This is a genomic window from Pectobacterium araliae, assembly GCF_037076465.1.
Taxonomy (GTDB): domain Bacteria; phylum Pseudomonadota; class Gammaproteobacteria; order Enterobacterales; family Enterobacteriaceae; genus Pectobacterium; species Pectobacterium araliae.
Genome location: NZ_AP028908.1, coordinates 3,100,147 through 3,119,335, shown reverse-complemented (window position 1 = coordinate 3,119,335; position 19,189 = coordinate 3,100,147). Strand labels below are relative to the sequence as shown.

The following is a 19,189-nucleotide window of genomic DNA, read 5'->3' as shown; positions in this document are numbered from 1 at the left end:
TCCGCATACGGCGGTTCATGTTAACTCTGGAACTGCCGTTGCTGCTCCACTAGTGATATCAAGCCGAGTCGTCTGAACTGCGCCGTCTTTATCGCATCATTCATGTGACTCGACCCCGCGTTCCACCACGCTCCTCGCTGGTTACTCGCCGACCTCCACGCTCGCTTTTCACACAAGCCCGCTCGCATTAGCATTCGGGCTCGCGTATACGTTCGTTTCCATTGCCGCCACAGTAGACTGCGCAGTTTACGCCTGACCCAGCCGTCAATCTTCTCCAGAACTCCTTTTACTTCCGTGTATCTGAAGTAGCTCATCCAGCCTCGCAGTATCGGTGTGAGTTCATTGATTACGCCTTTCACTGATTTCGTCGCGTGCCCTGTCGTCAGGCTACGGATCTTCTCCTTCAGCCTCTCGACACTGCTCCCTGCGATCTTCAGTCGGGTCTGTTTGTGCCGTGTCACGCTGTATCCCAGGAACTTACGCTCCCACGGTCGCGCCACCGCACTCTTCTGCTCATTGACCTTTAGCTTCAGTATGTCTCTCAGGTACACCCTGATTGCCCTAAAGATATGCTCGCCTGCTTTGCGACTGCTCACGTAAATGTTGCAGTCATCCGCATAGCGACAGAAGCTGTGACCTCGACGCTCCAGTTCTTTATCCAGTTCATCCAGCAGAATGTTCGACAGTAGCGGCGACAACGGTCCGCCCTGCGGCATTCCCTTACCTCGCTTCTCTGTCTCGCACCCGTTCGTCATTTCCGCTTCAAGGTAGCGACGTATCAGTTTCAACAGCCGTTTATCCCTGACATGCCTCGCCAGACGTGACATCAAAATGTCATGATCCACCCGGTCAAAGAACTTTTCCAGATCCAGATCGACCACCCAGCGTTTCCCGCTTTGTATGTAGCGCTGTGCCTGTTGCACTGCCTGCCACGCATTGCGGTTACTTCTGAACCCGTAACTCGATTCGCAGAAGTGCGGCTCCACGACCGGACTGAGTTGTTGTGCTATCGCCTGCTGGATAAGCCTGTCCACTACCGTCGGGATACCCAGGGTTCTCACGCCGCCGTCCGGCTTTGGGATATCCACTCTGCGTATCGCCTGCGGCTGGTAGGCGCCCGTAATCAATGCCTGCCTGATACTCGCCCAGTTCTGTTTCAGCCACGGCTTCAACTCCGTCACTTTCAGGTTATCTACCCCTGCCGCGCCGTTGTTTTCCACCACGCGCTGATAGGCCAGCATCAGGTTCTCTCTCGTTATCACCGTTTCCATCGTCAACGGCATTTCCGCTTTCGTTTGCCCACCGACCGCCGTGGGGATTTCAGCACCCTCATGCAGCACTGACGGATACTGTCCGTCTCCTCTGCCGCTGGCCGCAGTGCTCTGCGCTTGTGCCTCATTAATTCCCATCGAGTATCGGTGTCCTAATCACGGTTAATCATGTTCAGCCCTTCATGCTGCCAGTTATGCAGCACTACTACGGCTTCGGCTGACTGCTGCACGTTCATCCCGTCGCCTCTCGACGCTCGGTAGCCCTGAAGCAAACGTGCAGCCCTCCCGGGGTAATTCGCGCGACCTTCCTGCTTATGCCTGTCAGCTTTACGTCACAGCGTTCTGTGCAAGTATTGGGCTTTGATGATATTTGCCACCTTACCCCGCTGTGCCGCCTAAACTGCTTCCTGTTCGTCAGGCCAGCATTTTGCCTTCAGCTTCCTTCAGATCCCACCTCGCGGTGGGCACCCTTGCCGTTCGGCTAACACTTCCCCTTGCCGGGTGTGTAGAGGACTTTCACCGCCAAGTCGCCCCTTGACCACTACAGTCAACGGACAGCGCCCGTCAAGGCGCTACGCGCCATGCCCGGCGCACAAAAGAAAAGCCAGCTCAAGGGAGATTGAGCTGGCCAAGGAGGTGGTTCCTAGTAGTATCACTACGCTTATTTTTCGTTCTATGTTTTCTCAGCGATGCAATACTAACCACAAGACCAGCGAATTGATGTGATCTGTTTCTAATATTCGTTAAAAAACCCTGAGCTTTGTAACGATACCTTCGGGCGGCTGACGTACTGATTCGCGGTTGGGAAAGGTCGATAAGGGGGGAGCATACTACAAGGAAGGATTGCCTTGTGGGAGGCATTGCCGGATGTACGTGACATCCGGCGGTATTACCGGTTTATTCCGCGTTAGGATTACGCGTGGTGGTGCCCGGCAGATTGCGCAGCAGTAGCGCGTAATCCAGCGAGACATCGTCCGGCACGGGCAGATAGACGATATGGCCGTTACCCGGTGCCACATCGGTCGGCTGTCCTTTGGTATTCTGCATAGATTCGATGGTGAATTGAATATTGCCGCTTGGCGTCATCATCTCTACGCTGTCGCCGCAGGAAAATTTGTTCTTCACATTGACTTCCGCCAGCCCATCGCGGCGCACGCCGGTGAATTCACCGACAAACTGCTGACGATCGGAAACGGAGTAGCCGTATTCGTAGTTCTGGTAATCTTCATGCACGTGGCGACGCAGGAAGCCTTCTGTGTAGCCACGGTGCGCCAAGCCTTCCAGCGTTTCCAGCAGCGTCGGGTCGAACGGTTTCCCCGCGACAGCATCGTCGATGGCGCGGCGATACACCTGTGCGGTACGGGCACAGTAATAGAATGACTTGGTACGGCCTTCGATTTTCAGCGAATGAACCTGCATTTGCGTCAGGCGTTCAACGTGCTGAATGGCACGCAGATCGCGGGAGTTCATGATGTAGGTACCGTGCTCGTCTTCAAAGGCGCTCATGTACTCGCCGGGGCGCAGGTTTTCTTCCAGCATAAAGACTTTGTCGGTCGGTGCGCCGATGCCCAGCGCAGGTTCAACGTTTTTCACCGCAATAGGTTCATGCTGATGGACGATATTGCCGATGTCGTCCTCTTTGCCTTCCTGAACCTTATATTCCCAGCGGCAGGCGTTGGTACAGGTGCCTTGATTCGGGTCGCGTTTGTTAATGTAGCCAGACAGCAGGCAGCGGCCGGAGTAGGCCATGCACAGTGCACCGTGAACGAAAATCTCCAGTTCCATATCCGGCACGTTTTGGCGAATTTCCGCAATCTCTTCCAACGATAGTTCGCGGGACAGAATCACGCGCGTCAGCCCCATCTGCTGCCAGAATTTCACCGTCGCCCAGTTGACCGCATTGGCCTGAACGGAAAGGTGAACATCCATCTGTGGGAAGTTTTCCCGCACCAGCATGATCAACCCCGGATCGGACATGATCAGCGCATCCGGCCCCATTTCGATCACGGGTTGCAGATCGCGCAGGAAGGTTTTCAGTTTGGCATTGTGCGGCGCGATGTTAACGACGACGTAGAATTTCTTGCCTAGTTCATGCGCTTCGTTAATGGCTTGCGCCAGCGTCTGATGGTTGAATTCGTTGTTGCGCACGCGCAGGCTGTAGCGGGGTTGACCGGCGTAAATCGCGTCCGCGCCATAGGCAAAGGCGTAGCGCATATTTTTCAGCGTACCGGCCGGAGAAAGCAGTTCCGGTTTAAACATGGTATCTCTCGATTCTGATCACAAGTCAGGCTGCTCCACGGTGGGAACAGTAAAGGCGGAGGATTCTAGCGCTAATAGGGGGAAATTGCAGTAGACGACACACGAAACATGGGGCTCTTGTTTGACGTAAATCAATCGTTTGACGTAAATCAATTTTTTTGACCTAAATAAAGAATGGCCTGCTATTACTAGAGCAGGCCAGATCGCGCCGTCTTAGCGCGTGGCGATACGGGATGTGCCGAGGGTGTCGCGGTTGTGAGGCTGGTATAAATCAACCTGTGGGCCAACCGGCACAATCTGCGTCGGGTTCAGCCAGGCAATACCGTAATAGCCCGCTTTGATGTGGTCGATATTGACCGTCTCCGCGATGCCCGGCCACTGATACAGTTCGCGCAGGTAGTTCGACAGGTTCGGGTAGTCGGCAATGCGTTTCAGGTTACATTTGAATGCACCGTGGTAGGCCACGTCAAAACGTATCAGCGTTACAAACAGACGCCAGTCGGCTTCGGTCAGCGTATCACCCAATATGTAACGATGGCTGCCCAAATGAGCGTCCAGCTCGTCCAGCGTGGTGAAAAGCGTGGTGACAGCATCATTATAGTGTTCCTGCGTTTTAGCAAATCCGGTTTTATACACGCCGTTATTGACGTTGTGGTACACGGTTTCGTTCCAACGGTCGATCTCGCCGTGCAGTTCAGACGGGTAGAAATCAAGGTGGTTGCCAGTCAGGTCGTTAAATTCGCTGTTCAGCATACGGATGATATCCGCCGATTCGTTGTTAACGATACGGCCTTCTACTCGATCCCACAGCACAGGCACGGAGACCTTTCCGGTATAGTCGGGTACGCTGGCGGTGTACAACTGGTGCAGGTAGTGAATCTCACCTGCGTGCTCGCCAGCATCCTGCGGCGTGGCAAATTCCCAGCCGTTATCGGCGATGCGTGGGTTGGCAATTGAGAGCGAAATGACGTTCTCCAGCCCTTTCAGCTTACGGAAAATCAGCGTGCGTGATGCCCACGGGCAGAGGTAAGAAACAAAAAGCTGGTAACGCCCGGCTTCTGGCACTAGCTTGGTTTGCCGAAATTTGGTCTCTTCGCGGTGGAACGCCCCGTTTTTGATCTCTTCAGCCGCGACATCGCCGTTAACCCATTTGCCATTCACTAAGCCTGACATACATTTTCCCCTTATCCGTACTGTTGCAGGTGACCGATGTTCCGCATCGAGTGCGGGCGGATACCTGTCATTATTGTAGGCTTGAAATGGTAGCAGCCGTGGGAAAAGAAAAAATGACAAAATTTTCATTAAGTCGGACAGTATTTTTGACCAGCACGGGAAGGGGGGGTTAGCCTTCAGCCGCCGAACGATAGCACGGCGTGTTATATCTCATTGCAGGGCGCGGCTTCCCAGCGATAGCCGATGCCGTACACCGTGCGGATAAATGAGGTCTCTTCATCCAGCTGTTCCAGCTTGCGACGCAGGTTTTTGATGTGGCTATCGATGGTGCGATCGGTCACGACACGATAATCGTCGTAAAGCTTATCCAACAGCGCCTCGCGTGAAAACACTTTGCCCGGTTCAGTGGAGAGCGTCTTGAGCAGACGAAACTCCGCAGGCGTGAGATCGAGATTCTGCCCCAGATAGCTGGCCTGAAAGCCGCTTTTATCAATCAACAGCGCTGTTTCGCTTTTCTCTGTGGCTTTCAGACCGTCGTTCTGCCAGCCGCAACGGCGCAGCAGCGTTCTGACGCGTACAACCACTTCACGCGGGCTGAAAGGCTTACAAATATAGTCATCGGCACCAATTTCCAGCCCCAGCAAGCGATCGATTTCTTCGCTACGGGCGGTGACCATGATAATCGGCACGTTGGAAAACTGGCGGATGGTGCGACAGAGGGTCAGGCCGTCACAGCCCGGCAGCATTAAATCCAGCAGAATGAGTGAAGGAGAATGCTGTCGCACCCACTCAACGACGTCATTACCATTTGTCAGCCAGTGCGTGGCATAGTCTGCAGCCTGAAGGTAATCCACCAGCAGTTGCCCCAGCTTGGGTTCATCTTCGACGATCAAAATGGGTGACGTCATCGCGAAATCGGGTGCGGTTGTCATAGCTCTGTTTATCTTCAGTTTCGCTTGGCGTGGCGTGGTGTTTAATCAGGGAGGTGCGATGGAAACTCGATGGTAATCATCACTCCCCCTAATGGCGAATGTTCAGCATACAGCCGTCCGCTATGCGCCTCAACGATATTATTGCAGATAGCCAGCCCCAGTCCTGCTCCACCGCTGGCGCGGTTGCGCGAGCTTTCCGCACGATAGAAGCGCTCGAAAATCAGTGTGAGCTGCTCATCGGTTACGCCAGGGGCGCTGTCCTGCCAGATAATCGCCCAGCGTTTATGCTGCTGAACCACCGTAATGGTCAACTGACCCTGCTCATCCGTGTAGCGCAGGCTGTTTTCCAGCAGGTTATTAAATAGTTGACTCAGCCGGTCCGGGTCACCAAAAACACCAGCCTGAGCCGGTAAATCGGTGGTGAGCGTAATCTGTTTTTTCTGGAAACGCTCATGAAACGCGGCGATAGCAATATTCAGAATTTGCACCACGTCCACTGCCGTTTTGCGGTAGGCCAGTGCCCCGCGATCGGACAGCGTAAGCTGATGCAGATCGTCCACCAGTTTGGTCAGCGTCGCGACTTCAGACTGAAGTGAATGCAGAGAATGCGCGTCGGGCTTGCGCACACCATCTTGTAAGGCTTCCAACTCACCGCGTAGCACTGCCAGCGGTGTGCGCAACTCGTGGGACACATCGGCCATAAACGCGCGGCGAGACTGTTCATTTTTTTCCAGCGTGTTGGCAAGCTGATTGAAATCCTGCGCCAGCCTGCCCAGTTCATCGTGCGAGCTTGCCGTTACTCGGGTGCTGAAATCTCCTGACGCTAGGCTGTGCATGCCGTTGACCAGCCGCTTGACGGGGGAGAGAAGGCCACGTGCAGTCAGCCAGGCGGCGATGATAGCCAGCAACATTGATAGCGCCACAATCAGCCAACTGGTGCGCTGCTGCTGTTGATCGAAACTGATATCGGCGTTGCGAGTCAGGCGTGCAACGGGCGAGGCGACAATCCAGCCGACGGTTTGGTTCTGTACCTGAATGGGCTGCCAGGTGCCTTCATTGGGGATGGGGGCGGGAGAGCCAAACAGTTTGCGTTTACCGGTATCCAGTACCCAAAGACGCACTCGCCATCCCTGCATGTTGTTGTCGGTGTCGCTGTTCTGATCCACAGCATGCAGCATCTTGAACACCAGCCGGTCATTATTGCGTAGGAATGACCAATCGCCATGCAACTGATATTGCTCTGCCAGCGCATCGCGTAGCTGTATAACCCGCTGTTCATTGCCGCGCTTAATGTAGTCGATAAAACCGCGTTCGAAGCTGACGCGTACCCCCCAGTGCATGGTTACCAGCACCAGCATGCAGGTGGCGAAAATCGCGAGAAACAGTTTGGCGGTGATTCCGAATTTCATAATGACCTCACGATTTACGCGGTAGCGTTGACTGTTTTACGGTGTCAGGTGGGACACGATTAAAAATCAACGCTGGCAGAGCGATGATGACGACCATGCTGAGATAGGTGTAGAGAAATACCGTGTGGGTTGCCCCACTTTCTGCTGCGATATGCGGTTGAGAAAACATGCCCAAGAGAATACCCGCGATGCTCACTCCCAGGCTGGTGGATAACTGCATGGTCATCGACAGCAGGCTATTACCGCCGCTGGCGAGGGAGTCTGGCAGATCTTTCAGCGTCAGCGTGTTCATGGTGGAGAAGCGAATGGCATTCACCGTGCCGAGAAAGAACAGCACAATCGGGATCATCCAGATCCATTGCATCAGGGCGACCAGCGCAAACAGCGCCGTGATCACTGCCAGCAGCAGCGTGGAGATAATCAGCACACGGCGATAACCGAGTCGGTTGACGATCTGTACCACGATCCGTTTCATTCCCATGCTACCTAGCACCATCGGCACCATCATCAGCCCGGCATGAAACGGGGAAAACCCCATTCCTAATTGTAAAAATAGCGGTGTCATAAACGGTAACATGCCGCTGCCGATGCGCGCCAGAAGTCCGCCTGTCAGGCCGATAGAAAAGGTATGGGTGTCGAACAGACGCAGATTGAACAGCGCCTGTTCGTTATGACGAGCGTGCAGCCAGTAGCTCAATAGCGCGATGAGTCCGATGGCAATCAACGCGAAAATGGCAATCGGTGGAATACCGAGACTGCGGTTACCGTCCAGCGCTAGCGTCAGGGTTGCCATACCGACGGCAAGCCAGAGGAAACCGCTAACATCGAAGCGCTGAGTTTGCATGGTGTAATTGGGCATCAGAAACCAGGTTGCCAGTGCGCCGATAATACCAACCGGCAGGTTGATAAGGAAAATCCAGTGCCAACTGGCGTATTCCACCAGAAAGCCGCCGAGCGCGGGTCCCAGTAACGGACCGATCTGGCCGGGCAGCGTCACGAAGGTCATTGCTGCCATATACTGATCGCGTGGGACGATTTTCATCACCGTCAGACGGCCTACCGGCACCATCATTGCGCCGCCAATGCCTTGAATCACGCGGGAGAGCAGCAGCTCATCCAATGTTTCCGAACGGGCGCACAGCAGCGACCCCAGCGTAAACAGTAGAATCGCGGCGAAAAAGATGTTCTTCACGCCGATGCGATCCGCCAGCCAGCCGCTAGCGGGTAGCATCACCGCCACGGTCAGTACATAGGAAACAATCACCGAATGCATATGCAGCGGGCTTTCATTTAGACTCGCCGCCATTGAAGGCAGCGCGGTATTCACGATGGTGGTGTCCAGCGTCTGCATAAAAAAGCCAAAGGCAACAATCCAGAGCTGCCAGCGAACGGAGGCGGGTTGGGTCATATTTCATGACCTTCTTGATTGTTGAATACATTGGGCATAGTCGGTGATGTCCTCACATTGCACATGGTGTTTTTAAATATTAGGGGGAGGTTTCGTGCGCTCAAGCATCACCGTTTTTCTAGTAGCGTTCCGAACGCGCCCGACCAAGGGCGGCTCAATTGCCGTCGCCCTTGGAACCCTGGCTTTTGGCGGGAAATTATGCCGCTATGCGGTGCCTTCGGGAAAAGCATCCTCTTTGCGGACCGCCGATGACGCGTTCCCGACGCGGCATCGGCTTGCGCGGCATCCATGCCGCTTATCCGAGAGTATGCTTTTCCCTCAGCATAATTTACGCCAAGGTGGGAGTTCGTTGCGAGTTAAGCGCACGAAACCTCCCCAGAAATAGCATGTTATTAGATCTTTACCGTTACTCATGTTCCGTCACGACAGTGACAAATCCTTCTCCGGTGTTTTGCGCCGAATATTCCTCAGCTTGTCGAAAAACAGATACACCACCGGGGTGGTATACAACGTGAGGATTTGGCTCATCACCAGCCCGCCGACAATCGTGATGCCGAGCGGTTGACGCAACTCTGCACCGTCACCGCTGGTCAGCACCAGCGGCAGTGCGCCAAACAGTGCGGCTAATGTGGTCATCATAATCGGGCGGAAGCGTAGCAGACAGGCCTGAAAAATGGCGTCTTGCGCGTTCAGCTTGTCGCTGCGCTGCGCCACCAGTGCGAAATCCACCATCATGATCGCGTTCTTTTTCACGATCCCAATCAATAGCATGATCCCAATCAGCGCCACCAGACTAAACGGTACGCCAAACCATTCTAGCGCCAGCAGTGCCCCCACGCCCGCTGAGGGCAGGGTGGATAGAATCGTCAGCGGATGCACATAGCTCTCATACAGCACACCCAGCACGATATACACCGTGATAATCGCCGCCAGAATCAGCAACAGCTGAGAAGACTGTGATTGCTGGAACGCCTGCGCCGTACCGGAGAACTGACCGCGTACCGAGGATGGCACACCCAGTGACGTCATGGTTCTTTCTACTGCCGCTGTGGCAGTGGAAAGATCGGTGCCTTCTGGCAGGTTAAAAGAGATAGTGGACGCGGCAGAGAGTCCCTGATGGTTTACCGACAGTGGCGCGTTGATCGGCTTCCAACTGGCGAAATAAGAAAGCGGAATTGGCTTACCTTCTTTATTGATGACGAACATCTTATTCAGTGAGCTGACATCCTGCGTGTAGGCATCGTCCACTTCCATCACCACCTTGTACTGGTTTAACGGTTGATAAATGGTCGAAATCTGACGCTGGCCGAAGGCGTTATTAAGCAACGCATTGACGGCAGAGACATTGATGCCCAACTGTGCCATCGCATCACGATCATAGGTTAACGCCATTTCTGCGCCTTTATCCTGCTGATCGGAGTTCACATCGGCCACTTCAGGCAGTTTACTGAAAGCGGCACGAATCTTTGGCTCCCAGGTACGCAGTTCGCTCAAATCATCAGACAGGAGCGTGTACTGATACCCGGCGCTCGATTCCCGACCGCCGATACGGATATCCTGCACGGGCATTAAAAACAGGCTGGCACCGGGTTCTTTTGCCAGCTTGATGCGCAGGCGACTAATGACCTGCTGTGCGGAAACATCGCGCTCGGACAGTGGCTTAAGCGAGATAAACATCGAGCCGCTGTTGGTGCGCGACCCACCCGTAAATCCGTTCACGTTATCCACTGCGGGATCGCTGCTGACAATGGTCATGAAATTCTGGAGCTTCACCGTCATGGCCTGAAAAGAAATGCTCTGGTCAGCCTGAATGAAGCCCATCAGCCTGCCCGTGTCCTGCTCAGGAAAGAAGGTTTTCGGAATGCTAATATACAGCCAGACGTTGAGCGTGATCGTTCCCAGCAGGAGCAGCAAAACCCAGCATGCGTGGTTAAGTACCCATTTCAGCGATCGCCCATAGCCTTGTTGCATGGCGAGCAGTACGCGGTTAAACCCCTGAGTGCGCGGCTGGCTGCGCTTGGGAACCGCTCGCAGTAGTCGTGCGCACAGCATCGGCGTCAGCGTGAGCGAGATCAGCAGGGAAATCATGATCGCCACCGACAGTGTGACGGCGAATTCGCGGAATAACCGCCCCGGTAACCCGTCCATCAGCAGCAGCGGGATGAATACCGCCACCAGCGACAGGCTCATCGATAAAACGGTGAACCCGACTTCTCTCACCCCTTGAAGTGACGCCTGGAGCGGCTTCATGCCCGCTTCGATGTGGCGGGAGATATTCTCCAACACTACGATGGCGTCATCCACCACGAAGCCAGTGGCAATGGTAAGCGCCATCAGCGACAGGTTGTTCAGACTAAAGCCGCACAGGTACATGGCGGCGAAGGTGCCAATCAATGAGACTGGGACGGCCAGCGCCGGAATAGCCGTCGCCCGCCCTGAACGCAGGAACAGGAAGACGACCAGAATAACCAGTGCGACGGCAATAATCAGCGATTGCTCTACTTCCGCCAGCGAGGCGCGAATGGTGGGGGAGCGATCCTGTGCGACATCCAACTGTATTTCGGCTGGCAGGCTGGCGCGCAGTTCCGGCATCGCGGCGCGGATATTGTCTACCGTGGTAATAATGTTGGCATCCGGCGCACGGCGAATCATCACTAGAATCGCAGGCTTCGCGTTCGCCATTCCTGCATTGCGGGCGTTCTGGACTGAATCTTCTACCGTGGCGACGTCGCTCAGACGGACGGCGGTGCCGTTGTTGTAGTGGATAATCAGCGGCGCGTAGGCATCAGCCGTTTTGAGTTCATCGTTAGTTTGTATCTGCCAGCTTTTCTGGCTGTTTTCCACATTCCCCAGCGGCTGACGCACGTTCGCCTGTGCGATAGCCTGTCGTACCTCATCAAGGGAAATGCCCTGATTAAACAGCGCCACCGGATTCAGCGCGACGCGCACGGCGGGGAGTGAACTCCCGCCGATGGAGACATCGCCAACGCCTTCCATCTGCGAAATTTTCTGCGACAGCTGGGTAGAGGCAAAGTCGTACAGCTGCCCCTGACTGTAGGTGTCCGAGGTCAGCGTCAAAATCATGACCGGCGCGTCGGACGGATTGACTTTGCGGTAGGTTGGGCGGCTGGACATGCCGGACGGTAGAAGGTTCTGCGCGGCGTTAATGGCCGCCTGTACATCGCGCGCTGCGCCGTTGATATCCCTGTCGAGGTTAAACACCAGAATGACGCGCGTACTGCCGAGCGAGCTGGTGGAGGTCATTTCGCTGACGCCTGCAATTCTACCGAGCGCACGTTCCAGCGGTGTGGCAATGGCTGAGGCCATGGTTTCCGGTGAAGCACCGGGCAGCGAGGCGCTGACCGAGATCACAGGGAAATCCACCTGCGGCAGCGGCGACACGGGCAACAGGCGGAAACCTAATACGCCACAAAGCGCGATGGCCAGCGTCAGCAGCAGGGTGGCGACGGGGCGGTGGATGAACAGGGCGAAGAACTTCACTCGGTTTCTTCCTCTTGACGTGGCGTATGGCGGAAACGTATCGCCAGACGGTCAAACAGCAGGTAAATCACCGGTGTGGTAAACAGCGTCAGGATTTGGCTCATGATCAGGCCACCAACCATGCAGACCCCTAGCGGCTGGCGCAGTTCCGCGCCGACGCCAGTGCTCAGCATCAGTGGCAGCGCACTCAGCAGCGCCGCCATGGTGGTCATCAAAATTGGCCTGAAACGCAGCAGACAGGCCTGATAAATCGCGTCATACGGTGTCATGCCCTGCTCTCGTTCCGCCGCCAGCGCGAAGTCGATCATCATGATGGCGTTTTTCTTCACGATCCCGATGAGCAAGATGATCCCGATAATGGCGATCACATCCAGCTCATTCCCCGCCATCATCAGCGCCAACAACGCACCGACGCCCGCCGTTGGCAATGTAGACAAGATGGTGATCGGGTGAATAAAGCTTTCGTACAGCACGCCGAGTACAATGTACATCGCGACAATCGCCGCCACGATGAGCCACACGGTGCTGCTCAGCGCCGACTGAAACGCCAGTGTACTGCCCTGAAAACGGGTAGTGATATCCGCAGGCAGATTCATCTGCTGCTCGGCCTGCGTGATGGCATCAACCGCTTCGCCTAGCGCATAGCCGCTGGCGACATTGAAGGAAATTGTCGTCGACGGGAACTGGTCGATATGGTTGATCGCCAGCGGCCCCTGACGCTCTTCAATGGTGGCAATGCTGCTGAGTGGGATCGTACCGCCGTCGCTGCTGATGAGACGCACGTCATTCAACGCGTCCAGACCGGTATTGTTGGTCGTATCGTGCTCCAGCACCACGCGGTACTGGCTGGCTTGCGTATAGATGGTGGAAACCAGACGCTGACCAAAAGCGTTGTACAGCGCGCTATCGACCTGTGACATGGTGATGCCCAGACGGCTGGCGCTGTCGCGGTTCACGTTGACGTAGGCGACCGCGGCGCCGTCTTGCCAGTCGCTGCTGACATCCTCTAGCTGCGGCAGCTTTTTCAGCTCAGTCATCAGCTTGGGCACCCACTGGCTCAGCTCGTCCAGCGACATCGCCTGCAAGGTAAACTGATATTGCGTGCGGCTAATTTGGGTGTCGATGGTGAGATCCTGCACCGGTTGCAGATACAGTTGGATGCCGGGAATTTGGGCGGTCTGCTGTTGTAGGCGGCTGATGATCGCCTGAATACGTTCGCTGCGTTCACTGAGCGGTTTCAGGTTTATTTGCAGTCGGCCGCTGTTTAGCGCGGCATTCGTGCCATCAACGCCGATGAACGAGGACACACTCTCCACCGTCGGATCTTTCATGATGATGGATGCGACGCGCTGCTGGCGGTCGGCCATATTGCTGAAGGACACCGTCTGCGGCGCCTGTATTGTGCCCTGAATGATGCCGTTATCCTGTAGCGGGAAGAAGCCCTTCGGAATCCAGATATAGAGCAGGATAGTGAGCAGAAGTGTACCCAGTGCGACGCTGAGCGTCAGCCACGGATGATTGAGTACTTTGCGTAGCCAGACGCCGTAGACATTGATCAGACGGGTGAAGAAACGCTCGCTGGCACGCGTAAAACGGTTCTGTTTACTTAGCGACTGATGGCTCAGCATCCGTGCGCACATCATGGGGGTCAGCGTGAGTGAAACAACGGCAGAAATCAGGATCGATACCGCTAGCGTCACGGCAAACTCTCGGAACAGGCGTCCGACGATATCACCCATAAACAGCAGGGGGATCAGCACGGCGATGAGTGAGAAGGTCAGGGAAATGATGGTGAAGCCGATTTCTCCCGCCCCTTTCAGCGCGGCGTTAAGCGGCTTTTCCCCTTTTTCGATATACCGTGAGATATTTTCGATCACCACAATGGCATCATCTACTACGAAACCCGTCGCGATGGTGAGCGCCATCAGCGTCAGGTTATTAATGGAAAAACCGAGGAAATACATGGCGGCAAAGGTGCCGACCAGCGACAGCGGTACGGCAATGCTGGGGATCAGCGTGGCAACGGCATTACGCAAAAACAGGTAAATCACCATCACAACCAGTGCGATCGCCAGTAGCAACTCGAACTGGACATCTTTTACTGAGGCACGAATGCTGGTGGTGCGGTCGGTCAGCGTGGTGACTTCGACGGCGTTTGGCAGGCTGGATTTTAACGCGGGCAGCATCTTGTTAATGCTGTCCGTGGTCGTGATGACGTTAGCACCTGGCTGGCGCTGAACGTTGATAATGATCGCCTGCTGTCGATCCGCCCAGGCGCCGAGATGAATATTCTCGGCGGCCTGCTCAATCGTGGCTACATCCTGAAGCCTTACCGGTGCGCCGTTTTTCCACGCAACAATCAGCTTGCGGTAATCATCAACAGATTTCATCTGGTCGTTGGCAGAGAGCGTCACTGAGCGCGTTGGGCCATCCAGACTCCCCTTGGCGGAATTCACGTTGGCAGCGGTAATGGCGGTGCGAATGGTTTCGCTGGTCAGGCCGTAAGCCGCCAGCGCTGGCGCGTTCAGCCTTACCCGCACGGCAGGACGCTGGCCACCGGCTAACGACACCAGCCCGACACCCGCGACCTGCGAAATTTTTTGCGCGATGCGATTGTCCACCATGTCCTGTACCTGCGTCATCGACATTACGGTGGAGGTGACAGCCAGCGTCATAATCGGCGGATCGGCTGGATTCACTTTGCTGTAAGTGGGTGGGTAGGGCAGATCGCTTGGCAACAGATTGCTTGCCGCATTAATGGCGGCCTGTACATCCTGCTCCGCGACATCCAGCGACAGCTCAAGTTGGAACTGAAGCGTGATGACGGATGCGCCGCCTGCGCTCTGTGTCGACATCTGTTTTAGCCCGGACATCTGGCCGAACTGCCGTTCCAGCGGCGCGGTAATCGCCGAGGTCACCACGTCGGGGCTGGCACCGGGATACAGGGTAATGACCTGAATCGTCGGATAATCGACTTCAGGCAGCGCGGACACTGGCAACGCCCGATAGCCAATGATACCGGCCAACAGAATGGCGAACATTAACAACGTAGTTGCGACGGGGCGTAGAATAAACAGGCGTGACGGCCCGCCGCCGCTGGCTGGAACGGTATCCTGCATCAGGATTTCTCCCCAGTGATGGCAGGTGTTTTCTCCGTTAGCGTAGAGGGAACGACCTCCACTTTGGTTCCTTCAGTCAGACGGTCGATGCCGTCAGTGACAACCTTAACGTCGGCATCCAGTCCGGCGGTCACCACAACCAACTGACCGTACTGAATACTGGTCGTGATTTGACGCTTACTGACTTCATTTTTATCATTCAGAATCCAGACGAAGCGGCCTTCATTACCCATTTGCACCGCGGCGGAGGGGGCGACGACGGCGTTTTGCAGCGTATCGACCTTCATGCGGATATTCACGAACTGGTTCGGGAACAGGGTATCATCTAGATTGTCAAAACGCGCCTTGAGCTTGATCGTACCGGTGGTGGTGTCGATCTGGTTATCCATACTGAGCAGGCTACCCTGCGAGAGTTTCTTCTGATTGGCGCGATCCCAGGCTTCGACCACGGGCGGCTGCCCTGATTTTTGTGCGCTAATAATGGTGGCGATTTCCGCTTCCGGCACGGTAAAGACGACATCGATAGGGTACGTTTGCGTAATCACGACAATGCCATTGGTGTCGCCGCTGGTGATGTAATTCCCCACATCGACCTGTTTTAAACCGATCCGACCGCTGATAGGCGCGGTGATCTTGCTGTAATCCAACTGGAGTTGTGCGCTGGCGACGGCACCTTCATCGGCTTTTAGCGAGCCTTCCGCCTGACGCACCGCGGCGGTCTGCGCATCCAGTTCCTGACGGGAGATCAGGTTGGTTTTCACCAGTTGCTGATAGCGCGCTAAATCCTGCTGAGCGTTAGCCAGCACGGCACGATCTTTTGCCAATTGCCCCTGTGCCTGCGTCAGTTCGACCTGAAAAGGACGCGGGTCGATTTCTGCCAGCAGATCGCCAGCCTTAATCTGTTGCCCTTCCTGAAAGTGCAGCGCCATCAGTTGCCCGTTCACCCGACTGCGCAGCGTCACAGTATTGGCCGCCGTTACGGTGCCTAAACCGGAGAGATAATAAGGCACGGAGGCGGATTGCGTCAGCGCCGCCTGCACGGGAGCCAGCGTGCGCATGGCCGCTCTGCGTCCACCACCAGCGGCGTTATTTCCCGAATGTGACGTACGGGCGGCGTGCTGTTCACTCGTGCCGTTGGCGGCAGGCGATGTCTGGGTAAAATGGCGCCAGATCAGTACAGCAATAGCGATAACGGCGGCAAGTACCAGCAGGCCTCGGATACGTTTAGCATTCATAGTGGTGGATTACTCTCTCCAGGTTGCGCGGGAAGCACGATCTACCCGTCATACTTCAAGCTGCATGTGCGTTGGCAGTTATACCCAGCACGTTATTGGACCAATGGCCGCATTTTACTAGTTTAAACAGTGGATGCCGGACAAAAATGAAGGAAATATGGAAGATGTGTCAGGGTTTGTAGGAAAAAAAATCCGGCAGTGTAAGCCTGCCGGACTGGGATAAGAATTTTATAACGTGATCTGGGGTTACAGCACCAGACCCGCGATAGCGGCGGAAAGGATGCTCACCAGCGTAGAACCGTAAACCAGTTTCAGGCCAAAACGGGAAACGACGTTGCCCTGTTGCTCATTCAGCCCTTTAATCGCGCCCGCAATAATACCGATGGACGAGAAGTTGGCGAAAGACACCAGGAACACGGACAGAATACCCACGCTGCGCGGAGACAGTTCGCCTGCCACTTTTTGCAGTTCCAGCATTGCGACAAATTCGTTAGAAACCAGTTTGGTTGCCATGATGCTACCCACCTGAAGCGCTTCATGAGACGGGATACCCATGATCCAGGCGAACGGATAGAACACGTAGCCGAGGACTTCCTGGAAGCTGATACCGAAAATGGCGCTGAAAATGGCGTTGACTGCCGCAATCAGTGCAATGAAACCGACCAGCATGGCGGCCACGATGACGGCAACTTTGAAGCCCGCCAGAATGTATTCGCCCAGCATTTCAAAGAAGCTCTGATTTTCATGCAGATTACCCAACTGCAATTCCGGTTCTTCACCGACTTTGTAGGGGTTAATCAGTGACAGCACGATGAAGGTACTGAACATGTTCAGAATCAGCGCGGCAACGACGAATTTGGCATCCAGCATAGACATGTACGCACCGACGATGGACATCGACACGGTGGACATGGCGGTAGCGGCCATGGTGTACATACGTTTTTCGGACATCTTGCCCAGAATGTCTTTGTAGGCAATGAAGTTTTCGGACTGGCCGAGAATCAGTGAGCTGACTGCGTTAAAGGATTCCAGTTTGCCCATGCCGTTCACTTTGGACAGGATCGTACCAATAGCGCGGATGATGATTGGCAGCACTTTAATGTGTTGCAGGATACCGATCAGCGCAGAAATGAAGACGATAGGGCAGAGCACTTTGAAGAAGAAGGAAATCAGGTTCTTCTCACTATTCACCATGTCACCGAATACGAAGTCCGTCCCTTGGCCCGCAAATCCGAGTAGTTTGTCGAAGACTGCTGCGAACCCTTTGACCACACCTAACCCAATGTTTGAGTACAGGAAGAAGTAAGCGAGCAGAATTTCGATGACGAGTAGCTGAATAATAAAACGAATACGAATACTTTTACGATCGCGGCAGACGAGTAGCGATAGCGCCGCAACAACAACCAGCGCCAGAATAAATTGCGCGATATGGGACAAGGACATGTGTGCTCCAAATATGAGGCAGGCCAAATTTTCCACGTCATTTTATGTAACGCATGCACTAAAAATGAGAGGAAGAACGCAAAAAAACAATTATACCTTGGGATTTTATCTAAACTAAATGCTACGTCTCGTTATTTGCGCCTTTCTGTTCATTCATTATTCTTATCCCATACAGAAAGTTGCGTCACCCTACTTTAGGTTGCAGGTAGGCGGGATTTTTTATGATGTTTTCTGCATGACTTAAAAGGAGAGTGATTATGTCAGTATCAGATACCACACGTGAGCTTGGACGTTCAGGGATCGTGGTTCCATCTTTTTCTTTCGGCGGTAACGTCTTTGGCTGGACGGTTGACGAATCGACGTCGTTCAGCCTGCTGGATGCGCTGCTAGCGCACGGGCTGAATTTCATTGATACCGCCGATGTTTATTCGCGTTGGGCACCCGGTAATCAGGGTGGTGAATCTGAAACCATCATCGGCAACTGGCTGAAAAAAAGCGGCCAGCGTGACAAGGTGATTATTGCCACCAAAGTCGGCATGGATCTGGGCGAGGGCAAGAAAGGGCTGTCTGCTGCTTATATTCGTCAGGCGGTCGAGGCCTCATTACGGCGCTTGCAAACGGACTACATCGATCTCTATCAGGCACACACGGATGACAAAGAAACGCCGTTGGAAGAGACGCTGGCCGCGTTTGATGCGCTGATTAAAGAAGGTAAGGTACGCGCGATTGGGGCGTCTAACTACAGTGCTGAGCGTCTGGCGGAAGCGCTGAAAGTCAGTAAAGCCAATCATCTGGCGCGGTATGAAACGCTGCAACCGGAATACAATTTGTACGATCGGCAGGGCTATGAAGCCGCACTGGAACCGCTGGTGCGTGAGCAAGGCGTCGGGGTGATTAGCTATTATTCGCTGGCTAGCGGGTTCTTGTCTGGCAAGTATCGTCAGCCGAAGGATGCGTCGAAAAGCGCACGCGGGCAGGGTGTCGTAGAAAAATACCTGAACGAGCGCGGTCGCACCATTTTGGAAGCGTTGGATAGCGTGGCGAATGCGCATCAGACGACGCCATCACAGGTTGCATTGGCATGGCTGATTGCTCGTCCGAGCATCACGGCACCAATTGCCAGTGCGACATCGCTGGAGCAGGTTGTTGAGCTGGCGAGTGCGACGCGGCTGGTGCTGCCGGCAGAAGATATTGAGCTGTTGGATCATGCGAGTCGCTATTAGGAAGCGGCTTTCTTCGTCACATTCTATGCAGGCTTGGAAATGGTTTCGTGCGCCATCATACCGCCATTTTCATGCTACGTCGTAGCACGCGCCCGACACAGGGGGCTACGCCAGCCCCCTGTGAACCCCGGCTTTTGGCGGGAATTATGCCGCTAAAGCGGTGCCTTCGTCGGTATCAGGCTTAGAGGACCGCTTGCGACACGTTCCCGACGTGGC

General features: G+C 54.8%; 11 protein-coding genes. 1 reads left to right on the top strand and 10 read right to left on the bottom strand.

What is annotated here, in order from left to right; all coding sequences use genetic code 11:
* Positions 1–20: 20 nt before the first annotated feature.
* The 10 genes from ltrA to AACH44_RS14130 form a co-directional block, all read right to left on the bottom strand.
* A complete protein-coding gene (gene ltrA / locus AACH44_RS14175; RefSeq protein WP_338659228.1) occupies positions 21–1,409 on the bottom strand; it encodes a group II intron reverse transcriptase/maturase in 1,389 nt (462 codons plus the stop codon).
* Positions 1,410–2,168: 759 nt separating this feature from the next.
* A complete protein-coding gene (yegQ, locus tag AACH44_RS14170) occupies positions 2,169–3,530 on the bottom strand; it encodes a tRNA 5-hydroxyuridine modification protein YegQ (protein ID WP_261850100.1) in 1,362 nt (453 codons plus the stop codon).
* A gap of 213 nt (positions 3,531–3,743) precedes the next feature.
* Positions 3,744–4,703, bottom strand: a complete 960-nt coding sequence (locus tag AACH44_RS14165) for a glutathione S-transferase family protein (protein ID WP_261850099.1) — start codon at positions 4,701–4,703, stop codon at positions 3,744–3,746.
* A gap of 203 nt (positions 4,704–4,906) precedes the next feature.
* A complete protein-coding gene (gene baeR / locus AACH44_RS14160) occupies positions 4,907–5,635 on the bottom strand; it encodes a two-component system response regulator BaeR (RefSeq protein ID WP_261850098.1) in 729 nt (242 codons plus the stop codon).
* Positions 5,636–5,676: 41 nt separating this feature from the next.
* On the bottom strand, positions 5,677–7,044 hold the full coding sequence (gene baeS / locus AACH44_RS14155) for a two-component system sensor histidine kinase BaeS (protein ID WP_261850097.1): 1,368 nt from the start codon (positions 7,042–7,044) through the stop codon (positions 5,677–5,679).
* A gap of 7 nt (positions 7,045–7,051) precedes the next feature.
* Positions 7,052–8,452, bottom strand: coding sequence for an MFS transporter (locus AACH44_RS14150; RefSeq protein WP_261850096.1), 1,401 nt, complete (start codon positions 8,450–8,452; stop codon positions 7,052–7,054).
* A gap of 420 nt (positions 8,453–8,872) precedes the next feature.
* Entirely contained in the window at positions 8,873–11,953 is a 3,081-nt protein-coding gene (gene mdtC, locus AACH44_RS14145; RefSeq protein WP_261850095.1) for a multidrug efflux RND transporter permease subunit MdtC, read from the bottom strand.
* A complete protein-coding gene (locus AACH44_RS14140) occupies positions 11,950–15,072 on the bottom strand; it encodes an MdtB/MuxB family multidrug efflux RND transporter permease subunit (RefSeq protein ID WP_261850094.1) in 3,123 nt (1,040 codons plus the stop codon). Before AACH44_RS14140 ends, mdtC begins: the two co-directional genes overlap by 4 nt.
* Positions 15,072–16,307, bottom strand: coding sequence for an MdtA/MuxA family multidrug efflux RND transporter periplasmic adaptor subunit (locus AACH44_RS14135; RefSeq protein ID WP_261850093.1), 1,236 nt, complete (start codon positions 16,305–16,307; stop codon positions 15,072–15,074). Before AACH44_RS14135 ends, AACH44_RS14140 begins: the two co-directional genes overlap by 1 nt.
* 246 nt (positions 16,308–16,553) lie before the next feature.
* On the bottom strand, positions 16,554–17,744 hold the full coding sequence (locus AACH44_RS14130) for a NupC/NupG family nucleoside CNT transporter (RefSeq protein ID WP_338659615.1): 1,191 nt from the start codon (positions 17,742–17,744) through the stop codon (positions 16,554–16,556).
* A gap of 263 nt (positions 17,745–18,007) precedes the next feature.
* Between AACH44_RS14130 and AACH44_RS14125 the strand changes: the two genes are divergently transcribed.
* Positions 18,008–18,973 (top strand): aldo/keto reductase, encoded by a 966-nt coding sequence (locus tag AACH44_RS14125; RefSeq protein ID WP_261850091.1) that lies wholly within the window; start codon positions 18,008–18,010, stop codon positions 18,971–18,973.
* The last annotated feature ends 216 nt before the right edge of the window (positions 18,974–19,189 follow it).